At 70.3% G+C, this 23,533-nt stretch carries 21 protein-coding genes and 1 tRNA gene; 8 read left to right on the top strand and 14 right to left on the bottom strand.

The window, feature by feature from the left end; genetic code table 11:
- Nucleotides 1–155: 155 nt before the first annotated feature.
- The 6 genes from ACF1CT_RS04745 (at nucleotide 156) to ACF1CT_RS04720 (ending at nucleotide 9,902) form a co-directional block, all read left to right on the top strand.
- Nucleotides 156–893, top strand: a complete 738-nt coding sequence (locus tag ACF1CT_RS04745) for a response regulator transcription factor (RefSeq protein WP_391782307.1) — start codon at nucleotides 156–158, stop codon at nucleotides 891–893.
- Complete coding sequence (locus tag ACF1CT_RS04740; protein ID WP_391782306.1) at nucleotides 886–2,901, top strand: sensor histidine kinase; 2,016 nt, start codon at nucleotides 886–888, stop codon at nucleotides 2,899–2,901. Before ACF1CT_RS04745 ends, ACF1CT_RS04740 begins: the two co-directional genes overlap by 8 nt.
- Before the next feature lie 26 nt (nucleotides 2,902–2,927).
- A complete protein-coding gene (locus ACF1CT_RS04735; RefSeq protein WP_391782305.1) occupies nucleotides 2,928–4,397 on the top strand; it encodes a glycosyltransferase in 1,470 nt (489 codons plus the stop codon).
- Nucleotides 4,398–4,486: 89 nt separating this feature from the next.
- Nucleotides 4,487–6,676 (top strand): ArnT family glycosyltransferase, encoded by a 2,190-nt coding sequence (locus ACF1CT_RS04730; protein ID WP_391782304.1) that lies wholly within the window; start codon nucleotides 4,487–4,489, stop codon nucleotides 6,674–6,676.
- Between the two features lie 748 nt (nucleotides 6,677–7,424).
- Nucleotides 7,425–8,954: an MFS transporter gene (locus ACF1CT_RS04725; protein ID WP_391782303.1), complete on the top strand. Its 1,530-nt coding sequence runs from the start codon at nucleotides 7,425–7,427 to the stop codon at nucleotides 8,952–8,954.
- Nucleotides 8,955–9,083: 129 nt separating this feature from the next.
- Nucleotides 9,084–9,902, top strand: a complete 819-nt coding sequence (locus tag ACF1CT_RS04720; protein ID WP_391782302.1) for a TetR family transcriptional regulator — start codon at nucleotides 9,084–9,086, stop codon at nucleotides 9,900–9,902.
- A 149-nt stretch (nucleotides 9,903–10,051) separates the two neighbouring features.
- On the opposite strand, the gene ACF1CT_RS04715 is transcribed toward ACF1CT_RS04720, so the two are convergent.
- From ACF1CT_RS04715 to ACF1CT_RS04705, 3 genes are all read right to left on the bottom strand, one after another.
- Complete coding sequence (locus ACF1CT_RS04715) at nucleotides 10,052–10,867, bottom strand: YceI family protein (protein WP_391782301.1); 816 nt, start codon at nucleotides 10,865–10,867, stop codon at nucleotides 10,052–10,054.
- Nucleotides 10,868–11,208: 341 nt separating this feature from the next.
- Entirely contained in the window at nucleotides 11,209–13,737 is a 2,529-nt protein-coding gene (locus ACF1CT_RS04710) for an MFS transporter (RefSeq protein WP_391782300.1), read from the bottom strand.
- Between the two features lie 23 nt (nucleotides 13,738–13,760).
- The gene (locus ACF1CT_RS04705) at nucleotides 13,761–14,282 is read right to left on the bottom strand and encodes a MarR family winged helix-turn-helix transcriptional regulator (RefSeq protein WP_391782299.1); all 522 of its coding nucleotides are present in this window, start codon (nucleotides 14,280–14,282) and stop codon (nucleotides 13,761–13,763) included.
- 477 nt (nucleotides 14,283–14,759) lie between these two features.
- On the opposite strand from ACF1CT_RS04705, the gene ACF1CT_RS04700 reads away from it, so the two are divergent.
- Entirely contained in the window at nucleotides 14,760–14,969 is a 210-nt protein-coding gene (locus ACF1CT_RS04700; protein ID WP_391782298.1) for a hypothetical protein, read from the top strand.
- 185 nt (nucleotides 14,970–15,154) lie between these two features.
- On the opposite strand, the gene ACF1CT_RS04695 is transcribed toward ACF1CT_RS04700, so the two are convergent.
- From ACF1CT_RS04695 to ACF1CT_RS04650, 10 genes are all read right to left on the bottom strand, one after another.
- Nucleotides 15,155–15,463, bottom strand: a complete 309-nt coding sequence (locus tag ACF1CT_RS04695) for a hypothetical protein (protein WP_391782297.1) — start codon at nucleotides 15,461–15,463, stop codon at nucleotides 15,155–15,157.
- Nucleotides 15,464–16,107: 644 nt separating this feature from the next.
- Nucleotides 16,108–16,974, bottom strand: a complete 867-nt coding sequence (locus ACF1CT_RS04690) for an RNA polymerase sigma factor SigF (protein WP_391782296.1) — start codon at nucleotides 16,972–16,974, stop codon at nucleotides 16,108–16,110.
- A 236-nt stretch (nucleotides 16,975–17,210) separates the two neighbouring features.
- The gene (locus ACF1CT_RS04685; RefSeq protein WP_391782295.1) at nucleotides 17,211–18,143 is read right to left on the bottom strand and encodes an RNA polymerase sigma factor SigF; all 933 of its coding nucleotides are present in this window, start codon (nucleotides 18,141–18,143) and stop codon (nucleotides 17,211–17,213) included.
- 292 nt (nucleotides 18,144–18,435) lie between these two features.
- Complete coding sequence (locus tag ACF1CT_RS04680) at nucleotides 18,436–18,729, bottom strand: Dabb family protein (RefSeq protein ID WP_391782294.1); 294 nt, start codon at nucleotides 18,727–18,729, stop codon at nucleotides 18,436–18,438.
- A 9-nt stretch (nucleotides 18,730–18,738) separates the two neighbouring features.
- Nucleotides 18,739–18,903, bottom strand: coding sequence for a hypothetical protein (locus tag ACF1CT_RS04675; RefSeq protein WP_391782293.1), 165 nt, complete (start codon nucleotides 18,901–18,903; stop codon nucleotides 18,739–18,741).
- A gap of 373 nt (nucleotides 18,904–19,276) precedes the next feature.
- Nucleotides 19,277–19,723 (bottom strand): hypothetical protein, encoded by a 447-nt coding sequence (locus tag ACF1CT_RS04670; protein ID WP_391782292.1) that lies wholly within the window; start codon nucleotides 19,721–19,723, stop codon nucleotides 19,277–19,279.
- A gap of 250 nt (nucleotides 19,724–19,973) precedes the next feature.
- Nucleotides 19,974–20,061: transfer RNA gene (locus ACF1CT_RS04665), tRNA-Ser, on the bottom strand.
- A 56-nt stretch (nucleotides 20,062–20,117) separates the two neighbouring features.
- The gene (tadA, locus tag ACF1CT_RS04660; protein ID WP_391782291.1) at nucleotides 20,118–20,618 is read right to left on the bottom strand and encodes a tRNA adenosine(34) deaminase TadA; all 501 of its coding nucleotides are present in this window, start codon (nucleotides 20,616–20,618) and stop codon (nucleotides 20,118–20,120) included.
- A gap of 9 nt (nucleotides 20,619–20,627) precedes the next feature.
- Nucleotides 20,628–21,218: a hypothetical protein gene (locus tag ACF1CT_RS04655; protein WP_391782635.1), complete on the bottom strand. Its 591-nt coding sequence runs from the start codon at nucleotides 21,216–21,218 to the stop codon at nucleotides 20,628–20,630.
- A 187-nt stretch (nucleotides 21,219–21,405) separates the two neighbouring features.
- Nucleotides 21,406–21,696: a hypothetical protein gene (locus tag ACF1CT_RS04650; protein WP_391782290.1), complete on the bottom strand. Its 291-nt coding sequence runs from the start codon at nucleotides 21,694–21,696 to the stop codon at nucleotides 21,406–21,408.
- Nucleotides 21,697–21,868: 172 nt separating this feature from the next.
- On the opposite strand from ACF1CT_RS04650, the gene upp reads away from it, so the two are divergent.
- The gene (upp, locus tag ACF1CT_RS04645; protein ID WP_391782289.1) at nucleotides 21,869–22,504 is read left to right on the top strand and encodes a uracil phosphoribosyltransferase; all 636 of its coding nucleotides are present in this window, start codon (nucleotides 21,869–21,871) and stop codon (nucleotides 22,502–22,504) included.
- Nucleotides 22,505–22,704: 200 nt separating this feature from the next.
- On the opposite strand, the gene ACF1CT_RS04640 is transcribed toward upp, so the two are convergent.
- Nucleotides 22,705–23,298 carry a LytR C-terminal domain-containing protein gene (locus ACF1CT_RS04640; RefSeq protein ID WP_391782634.1) on the bottom strand — a complete coding sequence of 198 codons (594 nt, stop codon included), beginning with the start codon at nucleotides 23,296–23,298 and terminating at the stop codon, nucleotides 22,705–22,707.
- Between the last annotated feature and the right edge of the window lie 235 nt (nucleotides 23,299–23,533).

The raw sequence follows: 23,533 nt of genomic DNA, 5'->3' as shown, positions 1-23,533 counted from the left end.
ACGTGGACACGTGGACACGTGGAGTCGAGGGGCGAGGGGCGAGGGTCGAGGGGCGAGGCGCGGCGGGGGCGCGGAGGGGCCCGGAGGGTGAGTTTCTCAGGGAATTCACAGATTCGGGAAAGAACCCTCTCAGAGGGGCCTCACAGGGTTGAGGCATGACGACGACCTTGCCCCAGGGGCGTACCGAACTGTCGAGGGCGGACCGTGCCCCCGTCCGTGTGCTGGTGGTGGACGACGAGGCCTCGCTCACCGAGCTGCTCTCCATGGCCCTGCGCTACGAGGGCTGGGAGGTGCGCAGCGCCGGGGACGGTGCCGCGGCGGTACGGATGGCGCGCGGCTTCCGGCCGGACGTGGTGATCCTCGACGTGATGTTGCCGGACACTGACGGGTTCGCCGTGCTCGGCAGGCTGCGGCGGGAACTGTCCGAGGTTCCCGTGCTGTTCCTCACCGCCCGCGACGCCGTGGAGGACCGGATCGCCGGACTCACCGCGGGTGGCGACGACTACGTCACCAAGCCGTTCAGCCTGGAGGAGGTCGTGGCCCGCCTGCGCGGGCTGATCCGGCGGTCCGGTGCGGCGGCCGGACGAGGTGAGTCGTCGCTCGTCGTCGGTGACCTCGTCCTGGACGAGGACAGTCACGAGGTGAGCCGGGGCGGCACGTCCATCCACCTCACGGCCACCGAATTCGAATTGCTGCGGTTTCTGATGCGCAATCCGCGGAGGGTGCTGAGCAAGGCGCAGATCCTCGACCGGGTGTGGAACTACGACTTCGGAGGACAGGCGAACGTCGTCGAGCTGTACATCTCCTATCTGCGCAAGAAGATCGACGTCGGCCGGTCGCCGATGATCCACACCCGGCGCGGCGCGGGGTATCTCATCAAGCCCGGTGAGTAGCGACCAGATGCGCAGCGGCCCGTCGAGCAGCGGCCGGGTCAGCAGGGGTTCGGTGCGCAGCGGCCCGCTGGGCAGGGGTTCTGCGCGCAGCGGCCGGGTGGGCAGGGGCGGGTCGGCGGGCCGGGGCTCCGACCGGGAGCGCGGCCGGGAGCGCGGGGGCGGTGGTCGGTGGCGCGGGCCGTGGACGCTGCGTACCCGGCTCGTGGTGTCGGCGGTGGTGCTGATCGCCGTGGTCGCCGCGGTCATCGGCTCGGTCACCACCATCGCGTACCGCAGCTACATGTACGGCAAGCTCGACGACCAACTGCACGCCGTCGCCATGCGGGCCGCGAAGCCGCCCGGCGGTGGGCCGATGCTGCCGGGCGGCATTCCGCCGGGCAGCGATCCGCTGGCCTTCGTCGACGCGCGAGGGCTGCCGGTCGGGGCCTTCGGCGCGGTGGTCTCGGACGGCTCGATCACCGTGTCGCGAGTGGTCGTGGAGAGCGTCGTCGCACCGGTCCCGGGAGCCGAGGGGAACGGGCAACCGATGACCGCAGCCCAGACGAGCGCACTGACGGCCGCGGACATCCGCGAGGGCGACGGGGCACGGAACGTCGACCTTCCGGGACTCGGCGTCGGCAGGGTGGAGGCCGTCGCGGGCCCGCGCGGGACGACGATCCTGGTCGGCTACCCCGCCGCAGAGGTCGACAGCGCCCTCACCACCCTGATCGTCGTCGAGGTGTGTGTCACCGGTGCCGGGCTCGTCGCGGCGGGAATCGCGGGCACCGCCATGGTGGGGGTCGCGCTGCGTCCGCTGCGCCGGATCGTCGCCACGGCCGCCCAGGTGTCCGAACTTCCGCTGCACAGCGGCGAGGTGGCGCTGCTGGAACGCGTCCCGGAGACGGAGGCCGATCCGCGCACCGAGGTCGGACGGGTGGGGGCGGCACTCAACAAGTTGCTGGGTCACGTCGGTTCGGCCCTGGAGGCGCGGCAGGAGAGCGAGACACGGGTGCGGCAGTTCGTCGCGGACGCCAGCCATGAGCTGCGCACCCCCCTGGCCTCGATCCGCGGCTACGCCGAACTGACCCGGCGCGGTGGCGAGGAGACCGGACCCGACACCCGGCACGCCCTGGGGCGGATCGAATCCGAGGCGGAGCGGATGACCGGGATGGTGGAGGACCTGTTGCTCCTCGCCCGCCTGGACGCCGGACGTCCGCTGAGCCATGAGCCCACCGATCTCTCACCGGTCGTCGTCGACGCGGTGAGCGACGCCCGCGCCGCCGGGCGGCGACAGCACCACTGGCGGCTGGAACTGCCGGACGAGCCAGTGATCGTGTATGGGGACCCGACCCGGCTCCATCAGGTACTGGTCAATCTGCTGGCGAATGCCCGTACACACACCCCGCCCGGCACCACGGTCACCGTGCGTGTGCGTGTGCGTGTGAGCGTGCGTGCCGAGAGCCGTGGCACGGCCGGCCGCAGTGGCCCCGCGGCCGGTGGTTCGGTGGTCGACGGCCGCGCGGGGGGTGGTCCGGTGCCCGGTGGTCCCACGGTGACGCTGGAGGTCCAGGACGACGGGCCGGGGATTCCGCCCAGATTGCTGCCGCATGTCTTCGAGCGGTTCGCGCGGGGTGATGAGTCCCGCTCCCGTGCCGCCGGTTCGACCGGGCTCGGCCTCGCCATCGTGCAGGCCGTCGTCGCCGCGCACGGCGGGCGGGTGGAGGTCACGTCGGTCCCGGGGCGGACGGTGTTCGCCGTGCATCTGCCCACAGGGACGACTGCTCCTCCTGAACCGCAGGCTGACCCGCAGGTTTCCTCCGTTCCTGCCACCCCTTCTGTCCCGCAGACTTTTCCCGTTCCTGCCGTTCCTGCCGTTCCTGCCGTTCCTGCCGTTCCTCCCGTTCCTGCCGTTCCTCCCGTTCCTGCTGTTCCTGCTGTTCCTTCTGCCCCGCGGACTTTTCCCGTTCCCGTCGATCTACCCGACCCGCCGGACTCACAGCGGGTGGACAGGTCCAGCACATCGACGTGACAGCGGAGTTGGCGAGTGTCGACAGCATGCGAATCGACATTCCTCCCGGCACCCTGCCGGCCCGGGACCATCTGCTCGCCGCGCCCGTCGCATCGGCCACGTCCGCCGGAGCGGGGGCCGCGGCGGGCGTGCCCGTCCTCGATGTGGTGGTACCCGTCCACAACGAGGAGAAGGACCTCGAACCTTCCGTGCTGCGCCTGCACGACCACCTGGTGCGCACCTTCCCGTACGCCTTCCGGATCACGATCGCGGACAACGCGAGCACCGACCGCACACCGCGGGTGGCGGCCCGGCTGGCGGCGCGGTTGCCCCGGGTCCGGTCCCACCGGCTGGAGCAGAAGGGCCGGGGGCGGGCGCTGCACACCGTGTGGTCGCGGTCGGACGCACCAGTCCTGGCGTACATGGACGTCGACCTGTCGACCGACCTCAACGCGTTGCTACCGCTGGTCGCCCCGCTCATCTCGGGTCACTCGGATCTCGCGATCGGCTCCCGGCTGGCCGGTGGCTCGCGGGTGGTGCGCGGATCGAAGCGCGAGTTCATCTCGCGCGCCTACAACCTCATCCTGCGCTCCTCGCTGGCCGCCCGGTTCAGCGACGCGCAGTGCGGGTTCAAGGCGATCCGGCGGGAAGTCGCGCAGCGGCTGCTGCCGATGGTGGAGGACACGGGGTGGTTCTTCGACACCGAGATGCTGGTGCTCGCCGAGCGGGCCGGGCTGCGCATCCACGAGGTGCCGGTCGACTGGGTCGACGACCCGGACTCGACCGTCCGCATCGTGCGGACCGCGACCGAGGATCTGAAAGGCGTGTGGCGGGTGGGGCGGGCGCTGGCGGTCGGCGCGCTGCCGCTGGACCGGTTGGCGAGACCGTTCGGGGACGATCCGCGTGACCGGGAGCTGAACGGGGTGCCGGGAGGTCTGGCCAGGCAGCTCGTCGGGTTCTGTGTCGTCGGCGTGCTCTCCACGCTCCTCTACCTCGCCCTGTACTCCCTGTTCCGGCTGGGCGTCGGCCCGCAGATCGCGAACGTCGGTGCGCTGCTGGTGTCCGCCGTCGCCAACACCGCGGCCAACCGGAGGCTGACGTTCGGCGTGCGGGGCCGGGGCGGGGCGGTACGTCATCAGGCTCAGGGGCTGGTCGTCTTCGCCATCGGTCTCGCCCTGACCAGTGGCTCGCTGGCCGCACTGGGCGCGGCATCCGGATCGCCCTCGCACGGTACGGAACTCGCCGTACTGATCGCGGCGAATCTCGCTGCGACGGTGCTGCGTTTTCTGCTCTTCCGCGCCTGGGTCTTCCCGGACCGGACCCCGCAGGAGCGTTCCGCGGATCTCCGCGCCGACGGAACCGGCCAAACGGAGGGGACCGACAGAACCGCCGGTGCTGCCGGTGCTGCCGGTGCTGCCGGGATTGTCGAAACCGCCGGCACCGCCGGTGCTGCCGAGACCTTCGAGTCCGCCGGAGCAACCGGAACCGATCGTGAACCGAGGGAGGAGGCCCGATGACCTCACCGCAGTCCGGTCACCAGGACCACATCCGACATCACGTGGGCCCTCCCGCGCCGGGAGACACCCCTGCCCGCCCGATCCGGTCCATGGCGCATCGCGTCCGGCGGGGCAGGCCCGAGGACCCGCGCTGGGCGCGGCCCGCGTTCCTCGCCATGCTGCTGGTCATCGCGCTCGCGTACTTCTGGAACCTCAGCGCATCCGGCTACGCCAACTCCTTCTACTCCGCGGCGGTCCAGGCGGGCAGCCGGAGCTGGAAGGCGTTCTTCTTCGGCTCGCTGGACGCGGCCAACGCCATCACGGTGGACAAGCCACCCGCCGCACTCTGGCCCATGGCCCTGTCGGTGCGGATCTTCGGCCTCGGGTCGTGGGCGATCCTGGCCCCGCAGGTACTGATGGCGGTGGCCACGGCCGGGGTGCTGTACGGGGCCGTGCGCCGCCGCTTCAGCGCCGCGGCCGGCCTCATCACCATGGCGGTCTTCGCACTCACGCCCGTCGCCGCGCTGATGTTCCGCTTCAACAACCCGGACGCACTGCTGGCGTTGCTGATGGTCGTCACCGTCTACTGCGTGCTGCGCGCCATGGAGCACGGCCGGACCGCGTGGCTGGTATGGGCGGGCGCCGCGGTCGGCGCGGCCTTTCTGACGAAGACCCTTCAGGCGTTTCTGATCCTTCCGCCGCTGGCCGTGCTGTACGCGGTGTTCGCGCCGGTGCGTCTGCGCAGGAGGTTCGGCCAACTGGGCCTGGCGGCACTCGCGGTGATCGTCACGGGCGGCTGGTGGGTGGCGGTCGTCGAACTGTGGCCGGCGTCCTCACGTCCGTACATCGGCGGTTCCCAGAACAACTCCTTCCTGGAACTGACCTTCGGCTACAACGGCCTCGGCAGGATCAACGGCGACGAGACCGGCAGCGTCGGAGGGGGTGGCGGCCCGGGTGGCGGCGGCGGCCAGTGGGGAGAGACAGGGCTCGGCCGGATGTTCAACGCCGAGATCGGTGGTCAGATCTCCTGGCTGCTGCCCGCCGCGTTGATCCTGCTCGCGGCGGGCGTCTGGCTGACCTGGCGGGCGGCCCGCACCGACACGGCCCGCGCGGCGTTCCTTGCCTGGGGCGGCTCGCTGCTGATGACGTTGGTCGTCTTCAGCTTCATGGCCGGCATCTTCCACCAGTACTACACGGTCGCGCTGGCGCCGTACATCGCGGCGCTCGTCGGCATGGGCGTCACGGTTCTGTGGGAGGAGCGGGCCAGGTGGTGGGCGCGTGGGACGCTCGCCGGCGCCGTGGCGGTCACCGCGCTCTGGTCGTACGTCCTGCTGGGGCGCACACCGGACCATCTGCCATGGCTGCGTTGGGCCGTGCTGCTCGGCGGTACGGCCGGAGCGGCGGGCCTGCTGCTCGCCTCGCGCCCCGGGCGCCGACCGGTGCTCGTCGCGGTGGGGCTGAGCCTCGCGGCGTCGCTGGCCGGTCCGACGGCGTACACCGTCAGTACGTTGAACACCGGACATCAGGGGTCGATCGTCACGGCCGGTCCGTCCGGCGCCGGATTCATGGGCGGTCCCGGTGGTGGCGGACGCGGTGGCCGTGGTGGTCCCCGCGACGGCGACGACGGCGCGGGCGGAATGCGGCCTCCGGGACAGGGCGGCGGACAGGGCGGAGGCATGGGGCAGCCCCCGACCGGCGGCGGCCAGTGGGGCGGAGGTCAGCAGAACGGTGGTCAGCAGAACGGTGGTCAGCAGGGCGGGACTCAGCAGGGAGGGACTCAGCAGGGCGGCATGCCCATGCCGCCGGGTACCGGAACTCCTCCTGGTACCAACCCCGGCGCCGGTTCGCCCCCCGGCACCGGCACCGGCATCGATCCCGTATATGGATACGTCACCCGCCCGGGTGGTCCCGGCGGCATGGGTGGGCTGCTGAACGGGGCTTCCGTCGGCGCCGAGGCCGAGAAACTCCTTGAGGAGGACGCCGAGGACTACACCTGGGCCGCTGCCACCATCGGTGCGCAGAACGCGGCGGGCTACCAACTGGCCACCGGAGAACCGGTGATGGCGATCGGCGGATTCAACGGCAGCGACCCGTTCCCGACGCTCTCGCGGTTCAAGAAGTACGTCGAGGACGGCGCGATCCACTACTTCATCGCGAGTGGCATGGGAGGCATGGGAGGGGGCGGCAACGGGACCTCTTCTCAGATCTCCTCATGGGTGGAGCAGAACTTCGAGAAGGTCACCGCGGGCGACGCCACGTTCTACGACCTGACCGAGCCGAAGAGCGACGGGAACGCCTGAAGGCCGCCCCGTCCGGATCACGCCGGGCTCGTGGGATCCGGCGTGATCCGACGTGGTCCGGCGTGGTCCGGCGTGATCCGACGTGGTCCGACGTGGTCCGGCGTGGTCCGGCGTGGTCCGGCGTGGTCCGGACGAAAGGCCCTGGTCGTCCTGCCCTGTGGACGGGGAACGCACATCGGGCGGCACGTCAGGCGGTATGTCAGATGGTGCGGCGGACGGTACGTCGCGCGGCGTGGCGGATGCCGCCAGCAGTTCAGCGTCGCGGCAGCAGATCGGCGACGACCGGACGGTGGTCCGAGGCGGATGTCTCGGCCACCGCCGCATCGCGTACCCGTACCGGCGCCCGCATGAATGTCGTACGCGGCCACGCGCAGCGCGACCTCGTGGTCCCCGTGCTCTCTCTGCTCCCGTTGGTCCCTGTGCTCCCTGTGCTCCCTGTGGCCCCTGTGGCCCCTGTGCTCTCTTTGGTCCCTGCGGCCCGTGCTCCCTTCCGGCGGCCGATGCTGGAGAGGTGAGAACGGGCCCCGACAGGGCTGCCGCGAGGGCCGCTTCCACCGTACGACGACGCAGTGACATACCACTCCAGCCCTTGTCGGATCACGCGCGATCGCAGCGGACCGCATCCGGATCACCTGTTGGACCGGCGTCGAGCACGACACCGCGCGGAAATGGGTTGTACGCCGTATGGGGCGCCTATACGGTGTACGAGTCATTCTCCTGTACGGCGTATAAGGAATCTGGAGTCCGCATGACGGCGACCGCCGCCGAGCAGAACCACCTCTCGCCGCCGAGCCACCCGCAACGCTGGCTGATCCTCGGCGTCATCTGTCTCGCCCAGCTCACGGTGTTGCTCGACAACACCGTTCTCAACGTCGCGATCCCCTCCCTCACCCGGGAGCTGCACGCCTCCACCGCCGATGTGCAGTGGATGATCAACGCCTACTCGCTCGTGCAGTCGGGCCTGCTCCTCACAGCAGGCAGCTCCGCCGACCGCTTCGGCCGCAAGAGGATGCTGATCGCCGGGCTGGCCCTGTTCGGTGTCGGCTCGCTGGCGGCCGGACTGTCCCAGTCGTCCGGACAACTGATCGCCGCCCGGGCGGGTATGGGCATCGGCGGTGCGCTGCTGATGACGACGACCCTCGCCGTCATCGTGCAGATCTTCGACGACAGCGAAAGGGTCAAGGCGATCGGAATCTGGTCGATCGTGAGCTCGCTCGGCTTCGCCGTCGGGCCACTGATCGGCGGGGTGATGCTCAACCACTTCTGGTGGGGCGCGATCTTCCTGATCAACATCCCCGTCGCGCTCATCGGCCTGATCGCCGTGGCCCGGCTCGTCCCGGAGTCCAGGAACTCCACCGGAGACCGCCCCGACCTGCTCGGCGCACTGCTCTCGACGATCGGCATGGCGTCCGTGGTCTACGCGATCATCTCCGGCCCGGAGCACGGCTGGACATCGGGCCGGGTCCTGCTGACCGCTGTCGTGGGGGTCGTCGTGCTCTGCGGATTCGTGCTGTGGGAGCTGCGCATTCCGAACCCGATGCTCGACATGCACTTCTTCCGGAACCAGAAGTTCATCGGGGCGGTCGCCGGTGCGATCCTCGTGGCCTTCGGGATGGGCGGCTCGCTGTTCCTGCTCACCCAGCAGCTCCAGTTCGTCCTCGGCTACGAGCCGCTGGAGGCCGGTCTGCGCACCGCCCCGCTGGCCCTCAGCGTCGTCGTCCTCAACCTCTCCGGATTCGGCGCCCGGCTGGTGCCCAAGCTGGGTACCCCCGTGACCATCGCGTCCGGAATGAGCCTGCTGGCCGCAGGCCTCGCCGCGATCGCGCTGCTCGGTGGCGACGGCTACGGAGGCATGCTGCTCGGCCTCGTCGTGATGGGCGCGGGCATCGCACTCGCCGGGCCTGCCATGGCCAACGCGATCATGAGCGCGATCCCGCCGGAGAAGGCGGGCGTGGGCGCCGGGGTGAACGGCACGCTCGCCGAGTTCGGCAACGGTCTCGGAGTCGCCGTCCTCGGCGCGGTGCTGGGCTCGCGCTTCACGGCGCTCGTACCCGCGGCCGTGGGCGCCGCCTCGCTGCCCGCCGCGCTCGCATCGGCCACCGACGCCGGCGAGCGGGCGCGGATCACCGACGCGTTCGCCTCCGGACTGGAGACCAGCCAATTGGCCGGGGCGGTGGCCGTACTCGCGGGCGGCCTGCTGGCCGCGGCGCTGCTGCGCCGCGCGGAGCGGACGGAAACCCCCGGGGCGGACTCGGCCGGGTCCGTGACAGCGGCATAGCATCGGGACGGGGCGCGCCGGACCGAACGAATCCGCTTCCTGCGCAGAGATGCGCGGGAGCCGCGCACGGGCAGCGCACGGGTACGGACGGACCGGTCGGCCCCGCCGGCGAGACGAGGAGAGTGCGCCATGGTGTCCGCGGCCGACCGTGTGAAGAACCCCGCCAGGACCAGTGTGTGGCTGGATCAGCGGGCACCGTCGCGCAGCCGTAAACAGGATCAGCCGACCGGCCTCGACCGGGAACGGATCATCGCTACCTCGGTACGGCTGCTGGACGCGGAGGGCCTCGGCAAGTTCTCCATGCGCCGTCTCGCGGCAGAGCTGGGCGTCACGGCGATGTCCCTCTACTGGTACGTGGACTCCAAGGACGATCTGCTGGAGCTGGCCCTCGACTCGGTCTACAGCGAGATCCGGCCCCCTCGTGAGGACGCGCACTGGCACGACCGCCTGCGCGAACTGGCCGGCGAGTACCGGGATCTGCTCGTCCGGCACATCTGGGTGTCGCCGCTCGCGGGGCACTTCCTCAACATCGGCCCTCACGCGATGCTGGTGTCCTACGCCATCCAGGACGTGATCCGGGCGACGGAGCTGCCCGCGGACCGCCAGGCCGGAGCGATCGCAGCGGTCTTCCAGTTCGTGTACGGGTTCGGCACCATCGAGGGCCACTTCGCACAACGCTGCGCGGACGCGGGAATGAGCCAGGAGGAGTACTACCGGCAGGCCGCGGGCGCGGTCGGTGAGCAGCCGCAGTACGGCCCGATGATCGAGCGTACGCAGGAGCTGATGGACGCCCGCGGCGGTGACACGCTTGAGGAGATGCGCGACTGGGACTTCACCTACGCCCTGGACCTGATGGTCGCCGGTATCGAGGCGATGCGCGACCGCGACCGGGAACAGGTACGCGACCGGGAAAAAGACCGTGACCGGGAACAGGACCGGAGTCGGTAGGGGAGGCGGCTTCCCGTTCCGGTTTCCCGTCCCGGTTTCCCGTCCCCGGCTTCCCGGCCCGGATTCCCGCCCCCGGCTGCCGGGAGGGGGCAGGGGCGGGGTCGTACGAAGTCCGGCAACTCGTGGAGCACCGCTGCCGTGTCCGCGGACTACGACGGCAACGACTCACCCTGTACGGCCTGGATGTCGAGCTCCACCCGCAGGGTCGTCCCGATCGCCGAGATGCCCGCCTGCACCACCTGGTTGTAGTTCATCGCGAAGTCCTCGCGCCGCAACTCCGCCGTCGCGCTGAACGCCGCGCGCACGCCGCCCCACGGGTCCGGTCCCGTGCCCAGGTAGCTCAGGTCCAGGTCGACCGGGCGCTCGACGCCGTGCATCGACAGCACGCCGTGGACGGTCCAGCGGTCCGGGCCGACCGGGGTGAGCCCGTTGGAGCGGTAGGTGATTTCCGGGAAGCGGTCCGAGTCCAGGAAGTCGGGGGAGCGCAGGTGCTTGTCGCGCATGCCGTTGCCGGTGTCGATGGTGGCCGCGCCGATCACCGCGTCGACCCGGGAGCGGTGGACCTCCTCCGCGATCTCGATCCGGCCGCTGAACTCGGTGAACCTGCCTCGCACGCTGGAGATCCCCAGGTGTTGCGCGACGGCGGCGACCGAGGAGTGGGCCGGGTCCAGCGACCAGGCACCCGGCGGCGGCAGTTGCACACCGCCCTGGCGGGCCAGCACCACCGTGCCGGCCTCGACCCGGCCGCTCGCCGTGACGAGCGCCGTGGAGGCGGCGGGGGCGTACCCGACCGCGGTGACGATCACCGTGTACGCGCCGGCCGCCAGCGGGGTGTCGGTCCGCACCGAACCGTCCTCGTCGGCGGTGGCCCGCAGCACCTGCGCGCCGGTCATGTCGGTGACCGTCACGACCGCGTGCTGGACCGCCCAGCCGTCCCGCGTCCGTACCTGTGCGCGAAGTCCCATCCCGTTCTCTCTCCTTGCTCGATGACTCGCTCGATGACTGGCTCGATGACTGACTGGCCTGATGGCTGCCCTGATGACCGGCTGGCCTGATGATCGGCTGCCCTGATGACCGGCTGCCCTGATGACCGGCTCGATGACTTGCTCGGCGACCCGGTGACCATGAGTCGGGCCCCGGGGCGGGACCGGCAGGCCGTCCCCTGCCTGCCGGCCCCGCCACCGGGGCCCATTTCCACCGGCCGGTACAGCGTCTCCGCTCGAAACGCCGACCCGCCAGGGGTCTGTGGTGAGAGTGTCCGGCAGGGGATGCGGCGGTTCAATGCCGCCCCCTGCCGAAAGCGCTCCTACTCGCCGGGGTGGGCGAGCTCGATGTCGTGGCCATCGACGCCTCGACCGGTCACGGTCAGCGCGCCCGCCACCGGCGGATAGCCGGTCGCGACGACCGAGTACTCGCCCGAGTCCAGGTCGGTGAAGGCATACGCCCCGTCCTCCCCGGTCGTCGACGTGGCGATCACGTTGCCCGCCGCGTCGACCAGGGTGACCCGGGCGTCGGCCAGCGGACGCCGGGCGGAACCGGCCCGCACGACGCCCTGGACCAGGGCGCCGGACTGGAGGGCGGCCTCGATCCGGGTGACACCCTGGGCGCCGATCTCCACGGGCAGCGCCAGCGGACGGTACCCGGTGGCGTTCACCGCGACGGTCACCGGACCGGGGACCAGCTCGCCGAAGGCGAACTCGCCGGTCGCCCCGGACGTGCCGGTCGCCAGTACGTCACCGCGCACATCGGTCACGATCACCATGGCGTCCTCGACCGGAGCGGCCGTCTCGGCGGTCCGCACGATTCCGGCCAGGCCGCTCGTGCCGGAGAGCAGGATGTCGTACGACAGCGGCTCCTCACCGACGACCACGGTCGACGCCTGCGGCTGGAAGCCGTCGGCGGACGCGATCAGCACGTAGCTGCCGGAGCCCGGCGCGTCCAGCGTGTAGCCGCCGTCGGCCTGGGCGACGGAGCGTCCCAGCTGTCGGCCGGCCAGCGAGATCAGCGTGACGGCGGCCCGGGCGACGGGTGCGCCCTCCGCGCCGCGCACCACACCACGGACGGGAGTGCCCTCGACGGTGGCGACCGGGGCGACCGGGGTCACCGGGGCGTCGGCCGGGGCGGTCCGGGCGCCCGGCACCGCTGCTGTCGCGGCGGCGACGGCCGTGGTCGCGGCAACGGCTGCCGGGACGTCGGCCTGCTCCGGGGCCGGGTCAGCGGCGCCGGTCTCGTCCGTGACCGGCGTGGCGTTCGCGGCGTTCGACTTGAGCGCGACCTCCTTGATGAAGATCGTGATCAGGAAGGCGATCAGCGCGGCCGGCGCGGCGTACAGGAAGACATCGCCGACGCCGTGCCCGTAGGCGCTCTCCACGATCGTGCGGAACGGCGCGGGCAGCTTGTCCAGGTCGGGGATGCCCCCGCCGCCGGTGCCGCCGTGGCCCATGGCCGCGCCCTCCGGGCCGAGGGCGGCGACGCCGTCCTTGACGTAGTGGGTGACACGGTTCGCCATGACTGCGCCCAGCGCCGAGACGCCGATCGCACCACCGAGGGAACGGAAGAAGGTGACGACGGAACTTGCCGAGCCGAGGTCGGACGGGGCGACCTGGTTCTGCGTGGCGAGCACCAGGTTCTGCATCATCATGCCGATGCCGAGACCCATCACGGCCATGTAGACGGCGATGTGCCAGTAGGCGGTGTCGTAACGGATGGTGCCGAGCATCCCGAGCCCGGCGGTGACCAGGAAGCCACCGCTGACCAGCCAGGCCTTCCAGCGGCCGGTCTTGGTGATGATCTGGCCGGAGACCGTCGAGGAGATGAACAGGCCGGCGATCATCGGGATCGTCATGACGCCGGACATCGTCGGCGACTTGCCGCGTGCGAGCTGGAAGTACTGGCTGAAGAAGACGGTGCCCGCGAACATCGCGATACCGACGAACAGCGAGGCCAGCGAGGCCAGCGTGATGGTGCGGTTGCGGAAGAGGCGCAGCGGGATGATCGGCTCGCTGGCCCTGGACTCGACGAGGACGAAGATCGCGGCGAGCGCGGCGGAGCCGACGACCATCACCGCGGTCTGCCAGGACAGCCAGTCGTACTTGTCGCCCGCGAAGGTCACCCAGATGAGCAGCAGCGACACGGCGGCGCTGATGAAGAACGCGCCCCACCAGTCGACCTTGACCTCACGCTTCACGACCGGGAGCTTCAGTGTCTTCTGGAGCACGATCAGCGCGATGACGGCGAACGGCACACCGACGTAGAAGCACCAGCGCCAGCCCATCCAGCTGGTGTCGGTGATGACACCACCGAGCAGCGGACCACCGACGGTGGCGACGGCGAACACCGCACCGATGTATCCGCTGTAGCGACCGCGCTCACGGGGGGCGATCATCGCCGCCATCACGATCTGCGCGAGGGCGGAGAGACCGCCGACGCCTATGCCCTGGACGACGCGGCAGGCGATCAGCATGCCGCTGCTGGTCGACATACCGGCGACGACCGAGCCGGCGACGTAGATGACCAGGGCTATCTGGACCAGCAGCTTCTTGCTGAACAGGTCGGAGAGCTTGCCCCACAGGGGGGTGGTGGCGGTCATCGCCAGCAGCGAGGCCGTGACGACCCAGGTGTAGGCGCTCTGGCCGCCGCCGAGGTCGGAGATGATCTGCGGAAGGGCGTTGGAGACGACCGTCGACGACAGGATCGCTACAAACATGCCGAGCATGAGCCCGGCGAGTGCTTCCATGATCTGCCGGTGTGTCATCGGCGCGCCGGACGAGGGATCGGGTGATCCCCCGTGCTTGGCGTGGCCGCCCCGCACACCGGTCGGTGTGGTCGTAGCCATAGAGTTCCTTGTCTTTGCTTCTGTTACACGGGTGTACGGGAGTGCGAGTCGGTGTCGCTGCCGGAAGGCCGCGAACGGCATTCGCCGCTGTGCTTTCCGGGGGCGCACCCGCCCGGGCCACGACAGGAGAAACTGTCGCGCAGCCGGGCCAGGAGCGTGTTGAGCCGGCCGACGTCGTCGTCGGACCAGTCGGAGAGGTTGTGGGCGAACATCTCGGTGACGCGACGGTTCAGATCGCCGAGCACGTCATGTCCGGCGGGGGTCAGCCGCAGGATGCGGGACCGCTTGTCCGTCGGGTCCGAGGACCGTTCCAGCCATCCGTGGTCCGCCACGTGGGCGACATGACGGCTGGTAACGGACATATCGACGTCCAGTAGCTCGGCCAGCCTGCTGATCCGCATCTCGCCGTGCTGCCCGAGCAGGGCCAGTACGGCGGCGGATCCGGCAGGGCATTCGGCGGGGAGGATGCGGGCGAGACCCCGCTTGACGGCCCCCACCGCGCTGAGCTGCCGGGCCAGTTCTTCGTACTGACTCCGTGCGGCCACGGGCCCCCCAGACATCTCGCGGGTACATCTTGTTGCTTAGGGCAACCATAGAAGCCGTTGGTTGCTACAGGCAAACGAAAGAAGGCTTGCAGAAGTAAAGGAACGCAAAAGGCCGCGTAGGGCTCCGGTCAAAGGCCCAGCGTGTGGGGTGCGCTTTCGAACGGGTGTGTCTCCTGCCACAGCCGATGTCACGACCGCGGCCACAGCCGATGTCACGACCGCGGCCACAGCGGGTGCCATGACCGCGGCCACAGTGGGTGCCACGACCGGAGTCGTAGCGGGTGCCATGACCGCGGCCACAACGGGTGCCATGGCCGATGTCGCAGCCGGGTGGTCCCGGCTGTCCGTTCCGGACCGGGTTGCGAGGCGTGTTCCACGAGCCTTCCGCGACCGGCCGGAGGGTGATCGTCCGACGTCAGGTCGCTTCGGTGACCCGGGGGTTGGGCCATAACGCCGAGTTCGCTAGGGTCCTGGCACATGGCACACAACCCCCACGCCCCCCAGGGCCCCGAGGGCAACCACGACCCGGCCGGCAGCACCCAGATGTTCCGCGCCTTCATCGACGAGGGCGAGCCGCAGCGGCGGCAGCAGACCGCCGCCCCGTCCGGACCGAAGACCGGGGTGATCATCACCGTCGTCGCGGTACTCGTCGTCCTCGGGGCGGTCGCCTGGCTCGCGCTCGGCTGACCGGCGCACAGTTCTTCCGCGCCCTTCCACGCCCGGCCTCCCGCACTTCCGGCCCCGACCCGTCCCCCGCCCCCATCCCATCCGCGCGTCCATCTCGGCAGCGCGCCCCATCTCATCGGCGCAGCCGTTGCGGCGCTGCCGCTTCGGCAGGGCCGCCTCAGTAGGGCCGCCTCAGTAGGGCCGCTTCAGTAGGACTGCTTCAGCACGGCGGTGACCTCCCGGGTCTCGACATGCATTCCCAGGGGCACCCGCCAGGCGTCCACGCAGACGGTGTACGTCGTCGTCCGCGCCGCTCCCGCGCCGATCGGCGTCGGCAGCGGCGCGGACGTCCGGACCGTCGCCCAGTCGACCCCCAGTCCGCCGATGACGTGCACGGCGAAGACGGCGCTCCCCTCGTACGCCGCCGACCCTCCGGTATTGCGGAATTCCACGGTCACCTTCTGGCACCGGCGCTCGTCGGCGGCGGCCCGCTCGGGGACACCGACCACCAGCACGGCCGGACCGGCAGGTGTCGACGGGCCGGGGTCCGCGGGCCCCGTGGGGACGCCGCCGGCACCACCGTCGGAAGCCCCCGTATCCCCACCGCTCGTGCCGCCGGGGCCGGAGCCGGCCGATCCGGAAGAGCCGGTCCCGGCCCCGCCCGGAGCACCCGCGCCCCCGGCACCCGTACTGTCCGTCCCGGCCCCGTGTCCACCGCCGGAAGCGCCGGAACCGCTGGGAGCACCGGAACCGCTGGGAGCACCGGGAGCACCGGACCTACCGGGAGTGCCGGGTAATGACCCGTGGCCTGCACCTTCCCCGCCGGTCCCGCCGGTCCCGCTGCTCCCGCCCTTCCCGCCGTCCTTGCCGCTCCCGTCCAACGGCAGCAGCGTCACCTTCCCCGACGGAGCCACCGCCCCGGAAGGCGTCCTTCCCGTTTCTGTTCCCGCCGCGCCCACGGCCACGTAGCCGCCGTCAGCCGTCCCGCCGCCACAGGCGGCCAGCGCGGTGCCCAGACACAGCACGGCCGCCGAGGCGGCGATCACGGTGCCCCGGCGGCCGGTCGAGTGGAGTATCTGACGTCGCATCGCGCCAGTTTGTCTGACGGTCTGTCAAATCGGAACCCTTGTGCCGTGGTACGGCGCTGCGTGCCGGTCGGTCAGTCGGCGATGAGCCCTTCCCTGAGCTGGGCGAGCGTGCGGGTCAGCAGGCGCGAGACGTGCATCTGCGAGATGCCGACCTCCTCGCCGATCTGCGACTGGGTCATGTTGGCGAAGAACCGCAGCATGATGATCTGCCGCTCGCGCGGCGGAAGCTTGGCCAGCAGCGGCTTGAGTGATTCGCGGTACTCGACGCCCTCCAGCGCCGAATCCTCGTAGCCCAGGCGGTCCGCGAGGGAGCCCTCGCCGCCGTCGTCCTCGGGCGAGGGCGAGTCCAGCGAGGACGCGGTGTACGCGTTGCCGACGGCCAGCCCGTCGACCACGTCCTCCTCGGAGACGCCGAGCTCCTTGGCCAGCTCCGACACGGTCGGCGAACGGTCGAGCCGCTGGGCGAGCTCGTCGCTGGTCTTGGTCAGTGCGAGCCGCAGTTCCTGGAGGCGACGCGGGACGCGCACCGACCACGAGGTGTCGCGGAAGAAGCGTTTGATCTCACCGACGACGGTCGGCATCGCGAACGTCGGGAACTCCACGCCGCGCTCGCAGTCGAACCGGTCGATCGCTTTGATCAGGCCGATCGTGCCGACCTGGACGATGTCCTCCATCGGCTCGTTGCGGCTGCGGAACCGCGCGGCGGCGTACCGCACCAGCGGAAGGTTGAGTTCGATGAGTGTGTCCCGCACATAAGTACGCTCCGGGCTGTCCGTTCCGTCGGGGCCGGCGGCAGGCCCCAGTGCGGCGAGCCGCAGGAACAGGGAGCGGGACAGAGTGCGGGTGTCGATGGCCTCCGACGAGCCGACGGGCGCACTGGGCGCGGGTGCGCCCTTCGTGAGCGTGAGCACCTTCGAGCTGCCCTGTTCTTCGGACATGCCACCCCCTTGAGGTCGCGGACGGTCGCGTCGAGCCGCGACCATCGGAGGAACGCAGCCTCCACCTGAATACCGGAGGCGGGGCCACGGCAAACGCGGTTTCCGCAGAATGTCACATGTCGGCAACACGCTGTAGTGACATATCGACAAGTCTTTGTGACGTCTGCGCAGTTAACAGGGGGTGCCGGACAATTTCGGCCGCGTGTAGGCGACTTCGCGCGTTCTACCCGATCCGGTTAGGCTTCGATCCTGTTTGCGGATCGAAGCCGGGCGAAGCTGCGGGCCAGAAGTCTTGACACATGCATCTGGGAGACACCCAGTTCAGCGCTGATCTGCGACTGCGTCAGGTTGTTGTAGTAGCGCAGCAGCAGGATGCGCTGCTCGCGCTCGGGCAACTGTACGAGCAGATGGCGGACCAGATCGCGGTGTTCGACCCCGGCGAGGGCCGGGTCCTCGTATCCGAGTCGGTCCAGCAGGCCGGGCAGCCCGTCGCCCTCCTGGGCGGCCTCCAGCGATGTCGCGTGGTACGAGCGGCCCGCTTCGATGCAGGCCAGCACCTCGTCCTCGGAGATCCTCAGCCGCTCGGCGATCTCGGCGGTGGTCGGTGACCTGCCGTGGGCGGTCGTCAGGTCCTCGGTCGCCCCGGTGACCTGTACCCAGAGTTCGTGCAACCGACGGGGGACGTGGACGGTGCGCACGTTGTCCCGGAAATATCGTTTGATCTCGCCGACGACGGTCGGCATCGCGAAGGTCGGGAACTGCACCCCGCGCTCGGGGTCGAACCGGTCGATCGCGTTGATCAGGCCGATCGTGCCGACCTGGACGACGTCTTCCATCGGCTCGTTGCGGCTGCGGAACCGTGCTGCGGCGTACCGCACCAGGGGCAGGTTCGCCTCGATCAGCGCCGCCCGCACCCGGCTGTGCTCCGGGGTGCCGGGCTCCAGATCCTTGAGTTGTCCGAAAAGCACCTGGGTGAGTGCCCGGGTGTCCGTGCCCCTCGTCCTGGCGGGCGTGGCCTCGTCATCGGAGCTTTCGGAACTTTCGGGGTGTACGGGGCCGACGACGGCCCGCGCGACCTGACCGTTCCTGGTGTGCTGGGAGTCCTGATTCGTCCGGGCGTTCTGATTCGTCCGGGCGGTCTGCGTCGCCTGGGCGGTTTGGGGTGGCACTTGAGGCGCTGTACTGGCCGGCACGGTGAGGCCACCCCTTTGCGGTCAACTTCGGTCAACTCATCCGTCAAAAGCGGTCATAGCATCACAAGACATGCCCACTGTGTGCAAGCACCGTATAACGTCGTGTTGGGTTCAACTTGGTTTAAACGCCGAAAAGGCCCCGCACCACAAGGGTGAGGGGCCCAGCAAGACCGCACGGACCAGATGAATCAGATGAATCAGATGAACCGGATGGACCGGACGGGCGCACGGATCAGATGGATCGGACGGTGCGAACGAATCCGGCGAATCAGAACGGATAGTCGGCGATCACCCAGGTGGCGAACTCCCGCCACTGCCCGGCGGCGGCCTGATGGGCCGGGTGCTCGATGTAGCGCTTCAGCGCATCCTCGTCGACGACGGCGGAGTTGATGGCGAAGTCGTACGCAATCGGCCGGTCGGTGATGTTCCAGGCGCACTCCCAGAACCTCAGCTCGGGAACCTGCCCGTCCAGCTCCTGGAACGCCTTCGCTCCGGCGACGACCCGCGGGTCGTCGCGCTCGACGCCGTCGTTCAGCTTGAACAGGACCAGATGGCGGATCATGGGACACTCCTACTTCACGAGCGCGGACATGAAGTCGCCGACGCCCTGCGCGGCACTCGAAACGCCCTCGAAGCCTATCTGGACGAGATCCGCCGCGCGGGACGGGGACGTGATGATCGTGTACAGCACGAAGACGACTATCACGTAGAGAGCTATCTTCTTCGCTTGCACCATCAGCCCCTGCCTCCCCTTCGATCCCTTGTGCAGTCGGGCGATTCTATCCGCACGCTTGGTCGTATCTGTCTGATCTTTGCCGTACCTCACATGACCTTTAAGGACCAAGGGCCCCACGATCGAGGTCCTTCGTCGGTCCACGGGACCGTTTCCGGTGCGCAGGATGGAGGCGTAGCCCCGCGGACCAGGCAGGAATCCGGGGGGCGAGGAACTGGCCCCCCACTGTGGGGTCCGCGCCGCGAGCTTCCCCCGGGCCGCGGCGAGGACCTGGGGAGCCCGTTCTCACCGGGGGAAGCGGCTTGTCCCCCCGACGCCGCTTCCCCCGACCTGCGTTTCCGGGCACCTCACAGGGCCCACCGGCGGTACACGCACCTCACAGGGCCCACCGGCAGTACACGCGGTGACCGGCCGACCGTGCGCGCCCGGCCAGCCCCGACAGCAGGACCAGCACTTCGGCGGCGGTTTCGGAATCGATGCCGGACGCCTGGAGCTCCTCGGTCGCGGACCACGGAACGGCGGCCTCGGCGAGGCGCTCGGGCGTGGCCGAGGCCAGGGCCTCCTGCAGGCTGTCGGACACGCTCACGACGAACGCGCTCTCCGCCTCCGGGGACGAGAGCAGCTTCCCCGAGCGAGGGCGCCGGGACGCCTCGTCATACGTGCAGCCGGTCAGGACGGCTTCGAGCCGGGCCGCCACGACGACCGGGTCGATTCCTTTCAACGGCACCACGTCGAAGGCGGAGGGATCCGGTCCGTCGAACTGATCGAGTACGCCGACGGCCACGTCGTCACCGGCCGCCGAGAAGTAGTCACACATCACCATGCGGTGATCCTGGCACCCCGCACTGACACCACCGTGCCCGTGCCCCGCCGTCGCCGTCGCCGTCGCCACCGCCCCCGCGTTCCGTCGCCAACGTCCCCGCGTTCCGGCACCGACCTCTCCGTCACAAAGAGGTCGGCCCGCACACGCGGGGACCACAGTTCCTGATACGGACCCACCGCCCCGTCGCGTGTGGTTGCGGCAACGCGAACGCCCTCCCGCTCTGCGTTTCCGCAGTTCGGGAGGGCGTCGGTGGCGGTAGCGGAGGGATTTGAACCCTCGGTGAGTTTCCCCACACTCGCTTTCGAGGCGAGCTCCTTCGGCCGCTCGGACACGCTACCGAGAGAGAGCTTAGACCATCCCGGGCCGTGGAAAGAAATCGGTTCTCGACCGGCGCTCAGGGGCCGCGGAAGAAGGCCGTCAGCCGGCTCGCGCACTCCCGCTCCAGGACCCCCTGGATGACCTCCGGGCGGTGGTTGAGGCGCCGGTCGCGGACGACGTCCCAGAGGGAGCCCGCGGCGCCCGCCTTTTCGTCGCGCGCGCCGTAGACCACCCGGTCCACACGGGACTGCACCAGCGCGCCCGCGCACATCGTGCACGGTTCCAGGGTGACCACCAGGGTGCAGCCGGTCAGCCGCCATTCGCCGAGCGCGGCGGCCGCGCGGCGGAGGGCCAGGACTTCGGCGTGCGCGGTCGGGTCGCCCGTCGCCTCGCGTTCGTTGTGGCCGACGGCCAGCGGCGTGCCGTCGGGGCCGAGGACGACGGCGCCGACCGGCACGTCGCCGGCCGCCGCCGCCAGGTCGGCCTCGGTCAGGGCGCGGCGCATGTGCGCCCGCCACGGGTCTCGTACGGGGTCGTGCGCTTCCGACGGGGCCTGCGGGTGGGGTGGTTCGGTCACCCGCGGACCCTAGCGGACGGCCTCCAGGACCTCGGCCGCTCCCAGCGCTTCCGCGATCTCCGCCAGCGCGTCCGAGCGCAGCAGCAGCAGCTCCGCCTCGGGGAGTCCGAGATCGGCCAGGACGGCGGTGTCGCCGAGCGGCCCCGCCGGTACGGCATCGGCGTCGAGCTCGTCGTCATCGTCGGCGCCGAGCTCGTCGGTGTCGGTGTCGGTGTCGTGGTCGTTGTCGTTGTCGGGGGTGGTGTCCGGTTCGCCGTCCTCCGTGTCGTCGAGGCCGACGAGCTCTTCGAGGGCGGCAATGGTGTCGTCGGCCCCGGGTTCGCGGCCGAGCAGTTCGTCGGTGAGCAGGATCTCCCCGTACGAGGATCGGGCGGCGGCGATGGCGTCCGAGACGAAGATCCGGGGGTCGTCCTCACCATCCACCCTGACGACGCCGAACCAGGCGTCCTCCTGCTCGATGTAGACGAGCACCGTGTCCTCGTCCGCCGAGGCATCACGGGCCAGATCCGTCAGGTCGGACAGGGTCTCCACATCGTCGAGTTCCGTATCGCTCGCTTCCCACCCGTCTTCGGTGCGCGCGAGCAGTGCGGCGAAGTACACCGTGACTCTCCCACTGGTCATAGGGGTGTCGGTCCGGCGGGAGGGCAGTCGGTGGTCCGGCTGTCCTGCGTCCCGCCCATCGGAATCGTGGCAGAAACAAGAGCTTCGCGAGAGCAGTTCGGCCGTTGCGTCGGCCATCAGTTCTCCTGGACGGGGCCACCAGGGGGACGGGGGACCGCCGTACGACCTACCAGCGAAAGGTCCGCATCCGCATGGCCTGGCGCATCCGGGCCGCACGGGCCCGGCGCGGCTGGACCCGGTCCCGCAGGGCCTTCGCCTCATGGAGTTCCCGGAGGAACTGGGCGCGCCGCCTGCGCCGCGCCGCCTCGCTCTCCTCGGCGGTTCGTGGCCCTTCCGGGGCTTCCGGAGCCTCCAAGGCTTCGGGGGCTTCCGGGACCTCCTGGGCTTCGGGGTTCTCCGGCGAGGGCGGGCCCTCGGGGGCGAACGGGGGCCCGTCGTGCGGCGGGGGCGGTGCCATCGCTGTGTTCGGCGCGTCCGGTCGGTCCGGCTTCCGGCGACTCCACGTGCGCTGTTCCGCGTCGGGCATCCGTTCATCACCCCAAGGCTGGGTCCTTATGCCACCACCTTCCCCCCGAACGTGTGGTTGATGCCAGCGCACGCGTGCTGCGGGCCCGGTTACTGTTGAGCCCATGCGGATCCACGTCGTCGACCACCCACTGGTCGCGCACAAGCTCACCACCCTGCGCGACAGGCGCACCGACTCCCCGACCTTCCGGCGTCTCGCCGACGAGCTGGTCACCCTGCTCGCCTACGAGGCCACCCGGGACGTGCGTACCGAGCAGGTCGACATCCAGACCCCGGTCACGTCGACGACCGGGGTGAAGCTGTCGTACCCGCGGCCGCTGGTCGTGCCGATCCTGCGGGCCGGTCTCGGCATGCTCGACGGCATGGTGCGGCTGCTGCCCACCGCCGAGGTGGGCTTCCTGGGCATGATCCGCAACGAGGAGACGCTCCAGGCGTCCACGTACGCGACGCGCATGCCGGAGGACCTCTCGGGCCGCCAGGTGTACGTCCTGGACCCGATGCTGGCCACCGGCGGCACCCTGGTCGCGGCCATCCAGGAGCTGATCAGGCGCGGCGCGGACGATGTCACGGCGGTCGTGCTGCTCGCGGCGCCCGAGGGCGTCGAGGTGATGGAGCGCGAACTGGCCGGTACGCCGGTGACGGTGGTCACGGCCTCGGTCGACGAGCGGCTCAACGAGAACGGCTACATCGTTCCGGGTCTCGGTGACGCGGGCGACCGCATGTACGGCACGGCCGACTGAGCAGCACGGCCGCACCGAGCAGCACCCCCCCGACTGAGCAGCACCGCCGACTGAGCAGCACGGCCGTGCCGGCATGTCGGCAGCACGGGTGTGTCGGCTGTGGGCGGGCCGGTGCGGGATGCGGCATGGCACGGCACGGGCCCTGATGGAGGAGCCGTCACCGAGAGACCGTGACGGCTGCTGGGGGTGTCGACAGCCGGTCAGCAGGACGGCGCGGGGGCCGGTTCGGTCAGGGTCGCGAGCGCCGCGGCGGCCGACTGGGGCGTGTTGAACGTCGTGAACTTCGTACCGAGAATCAGATCGACGTCCGCCGTCTTGCGGGCGTCGGTCTTCGGAACGGCCCCCGCCAACTGTGTGCCGAGAACGGGGAACGAGCCGTTCGCGGCCGATGGGGCACCCAGCAGGAGACCCGGGCCGGGGACCTTCTTGTCGTACTCGTCCGTCGCGTTTCCCACCTTGCCGATGGTGAAGCCGCGCTTCTTGAGTTCGTCGGCGGCCTGTTTGGCGAGGCCGCCGCGGGGCGTCGCGTTGTAGACGTTGACGGTGATCTTCGCGGGCTTCGGCAACACCTTCGCGGGTGCGGACGGCTTCGTGGTCGGGCAGTCCGTCTTGTGATCGGCGGCGCTGGCCTGCTTGTCGCCGCCGGTGAAGACATCGATGAGCTGCAGTGTGCCCCAGCCGGCCAGCCCGAGGGCGACCACGGAGGCGGTGGCAGCGAGGATCAGTTTGCCGCGACGCCGGGGACGGCGCATCCTCGGGTACTTGTCGCCCGTGATGCGGTACTTTCCGCCCATGCCGGGGGGTGTGAGCATGCTCATGGGCGCAGCGTAGTGCGGCCCGGTGATGATGCCTACTAAATGATCAATGGATCGCACCCGTCCGAGTGCGAATGCACCCGAACGAACCCGAACGAACCCGGACGTGCCCGCCCGCGTGGAATGGTCAGACACGGCCGGCCGCCACCGGGGCGGCGGGGTCTCGGCGTCGCCCGGGCCGGAGCCGTGGGGCGCGCAGGACCCGCGTGTCCCG

It is taken from the genome of Streptomyces sp. NPDC014734 (genome assembly GCF_043083325.1).
In the GTDB taxonomy this organism is placed as follows: domain Bacteria; phylum Actinomycetota; class Actinomycetes; order Streptomycetales; family Streptomycetaceae; genus Streptomyces.
The sequence above is the reverse complement of the archived record's forward strand: the minus strand, read 5'-3'. Positions and strand labels throughout refer to the sequence as shown.

Bases quoted from the DNA above. Each gene is read 5' to 3' on its own strand.
- ACF1CT_RS04725 (WP_391782303.1), top strand. From the start codon at position 7,425: ATGACGGCGACCGCCGCCGAGCAGAACCACCTCTCGCCGCCGAGCCAC.
- ACF1CT_RS04690 (WP_391782296.1), bottom strand. From the start codon at position 16,974: ATGTCCGAAGAACAGGGCAGCTCGAAGGTGCTCACGCTCACGAAGGGC.
- ACF1CT_RS04675 (WP_391782293.1), bottom strand. From the start codon at position 18,903: ATGGTGCAAGCGAAGAAGATAGCTCTCTACGTGATAGTCGTCTTCGTG.
- ACF1CT_RS04715 (WP_391782301.1), bottom strand. From the start codon at position 10,867: ATGGGACTTCGCGCACAGGTACGGACGCGGGACGGCTGGGCGGTCCAG.
- ACF1CT_RS04680 (WP_391782294.1), bottom strand. From the start codon at position 18,729: ATGATCCGCCATCTGGTCCTGTTCAAGCTGAACGACGGCGTCGAGCGC.
- ACF1CT_RS04650 (WP_391782290.1), bottom strand. From the start codon at position 21,696: ATGGCACCGCCCCCGCCGCACGACGGGCCCCCGTTCGCCCCCGAGGGC.
- ACF1CT_RS04720 (WP_391782302.1), top strand. From the start codon at position 9,084: ATGGTGTCCGCGGCCGACCGTGTGAAGAACCCCGCCAGGACCAGTGTG.
- ACF1CT_RS04710 (WP_391782300.1), bottom strand. From the start codon at position 13,737: ATGGCTACGACCACACCGACCGGTGTGCGGGGCGGCCACGCCAAGCAC.
- ACF1CT_RS04670 (WP_391782292.1), bottom strand. From the start codon at position 19,723: ATGGTGATGTGTGACTACTTCTCGGCGGCCGGTGACGACGTGGCCGTC.
- ACF1CT_RS04735 (WP_391782305.1), top strand. From the start codon at position 2,928: ATGCGAATCGACATTCCTCCCGGCACCCTGCCGGCCCGGGACCATCTG.
- ACF1CT_RS04700 (WP_391782298.1), top strand. From the start codon at position 14,760: ATGGCACACAACCCCCACGCCCCCCAGGGCCCCGAGGGCAACCACGAC.
- ACF1CT_RS04730 (WP_391782304.1), top strand. From the start codon at position 4,487: ATGGCGCATCGCGTCCGGCGGGGCAGGCCCGAGGACCCGCGCTGGGCG.
- ACF1CT_RS04640 (WP_391782634.1), bottom strand. From the start codon at position 23,298: ATGGGCGGAAAGTACCGCATCACGGGCGACAAGTACCCGAGGATGCGC.
- upp (WP_391782289.1), top strand. From the start codon at position 21,869: ATGCGGATCCACGTCGTCGACCACCCACTGGTCGCGCACAAGCTCACC.
- ACF1CT_RS04745 (WP_391782307.1), top strand. From the start codon at position 156: ATGACGACGACCTTGCCCCAGGGGCGTACCGAACTGTCGAGGGCGGAC.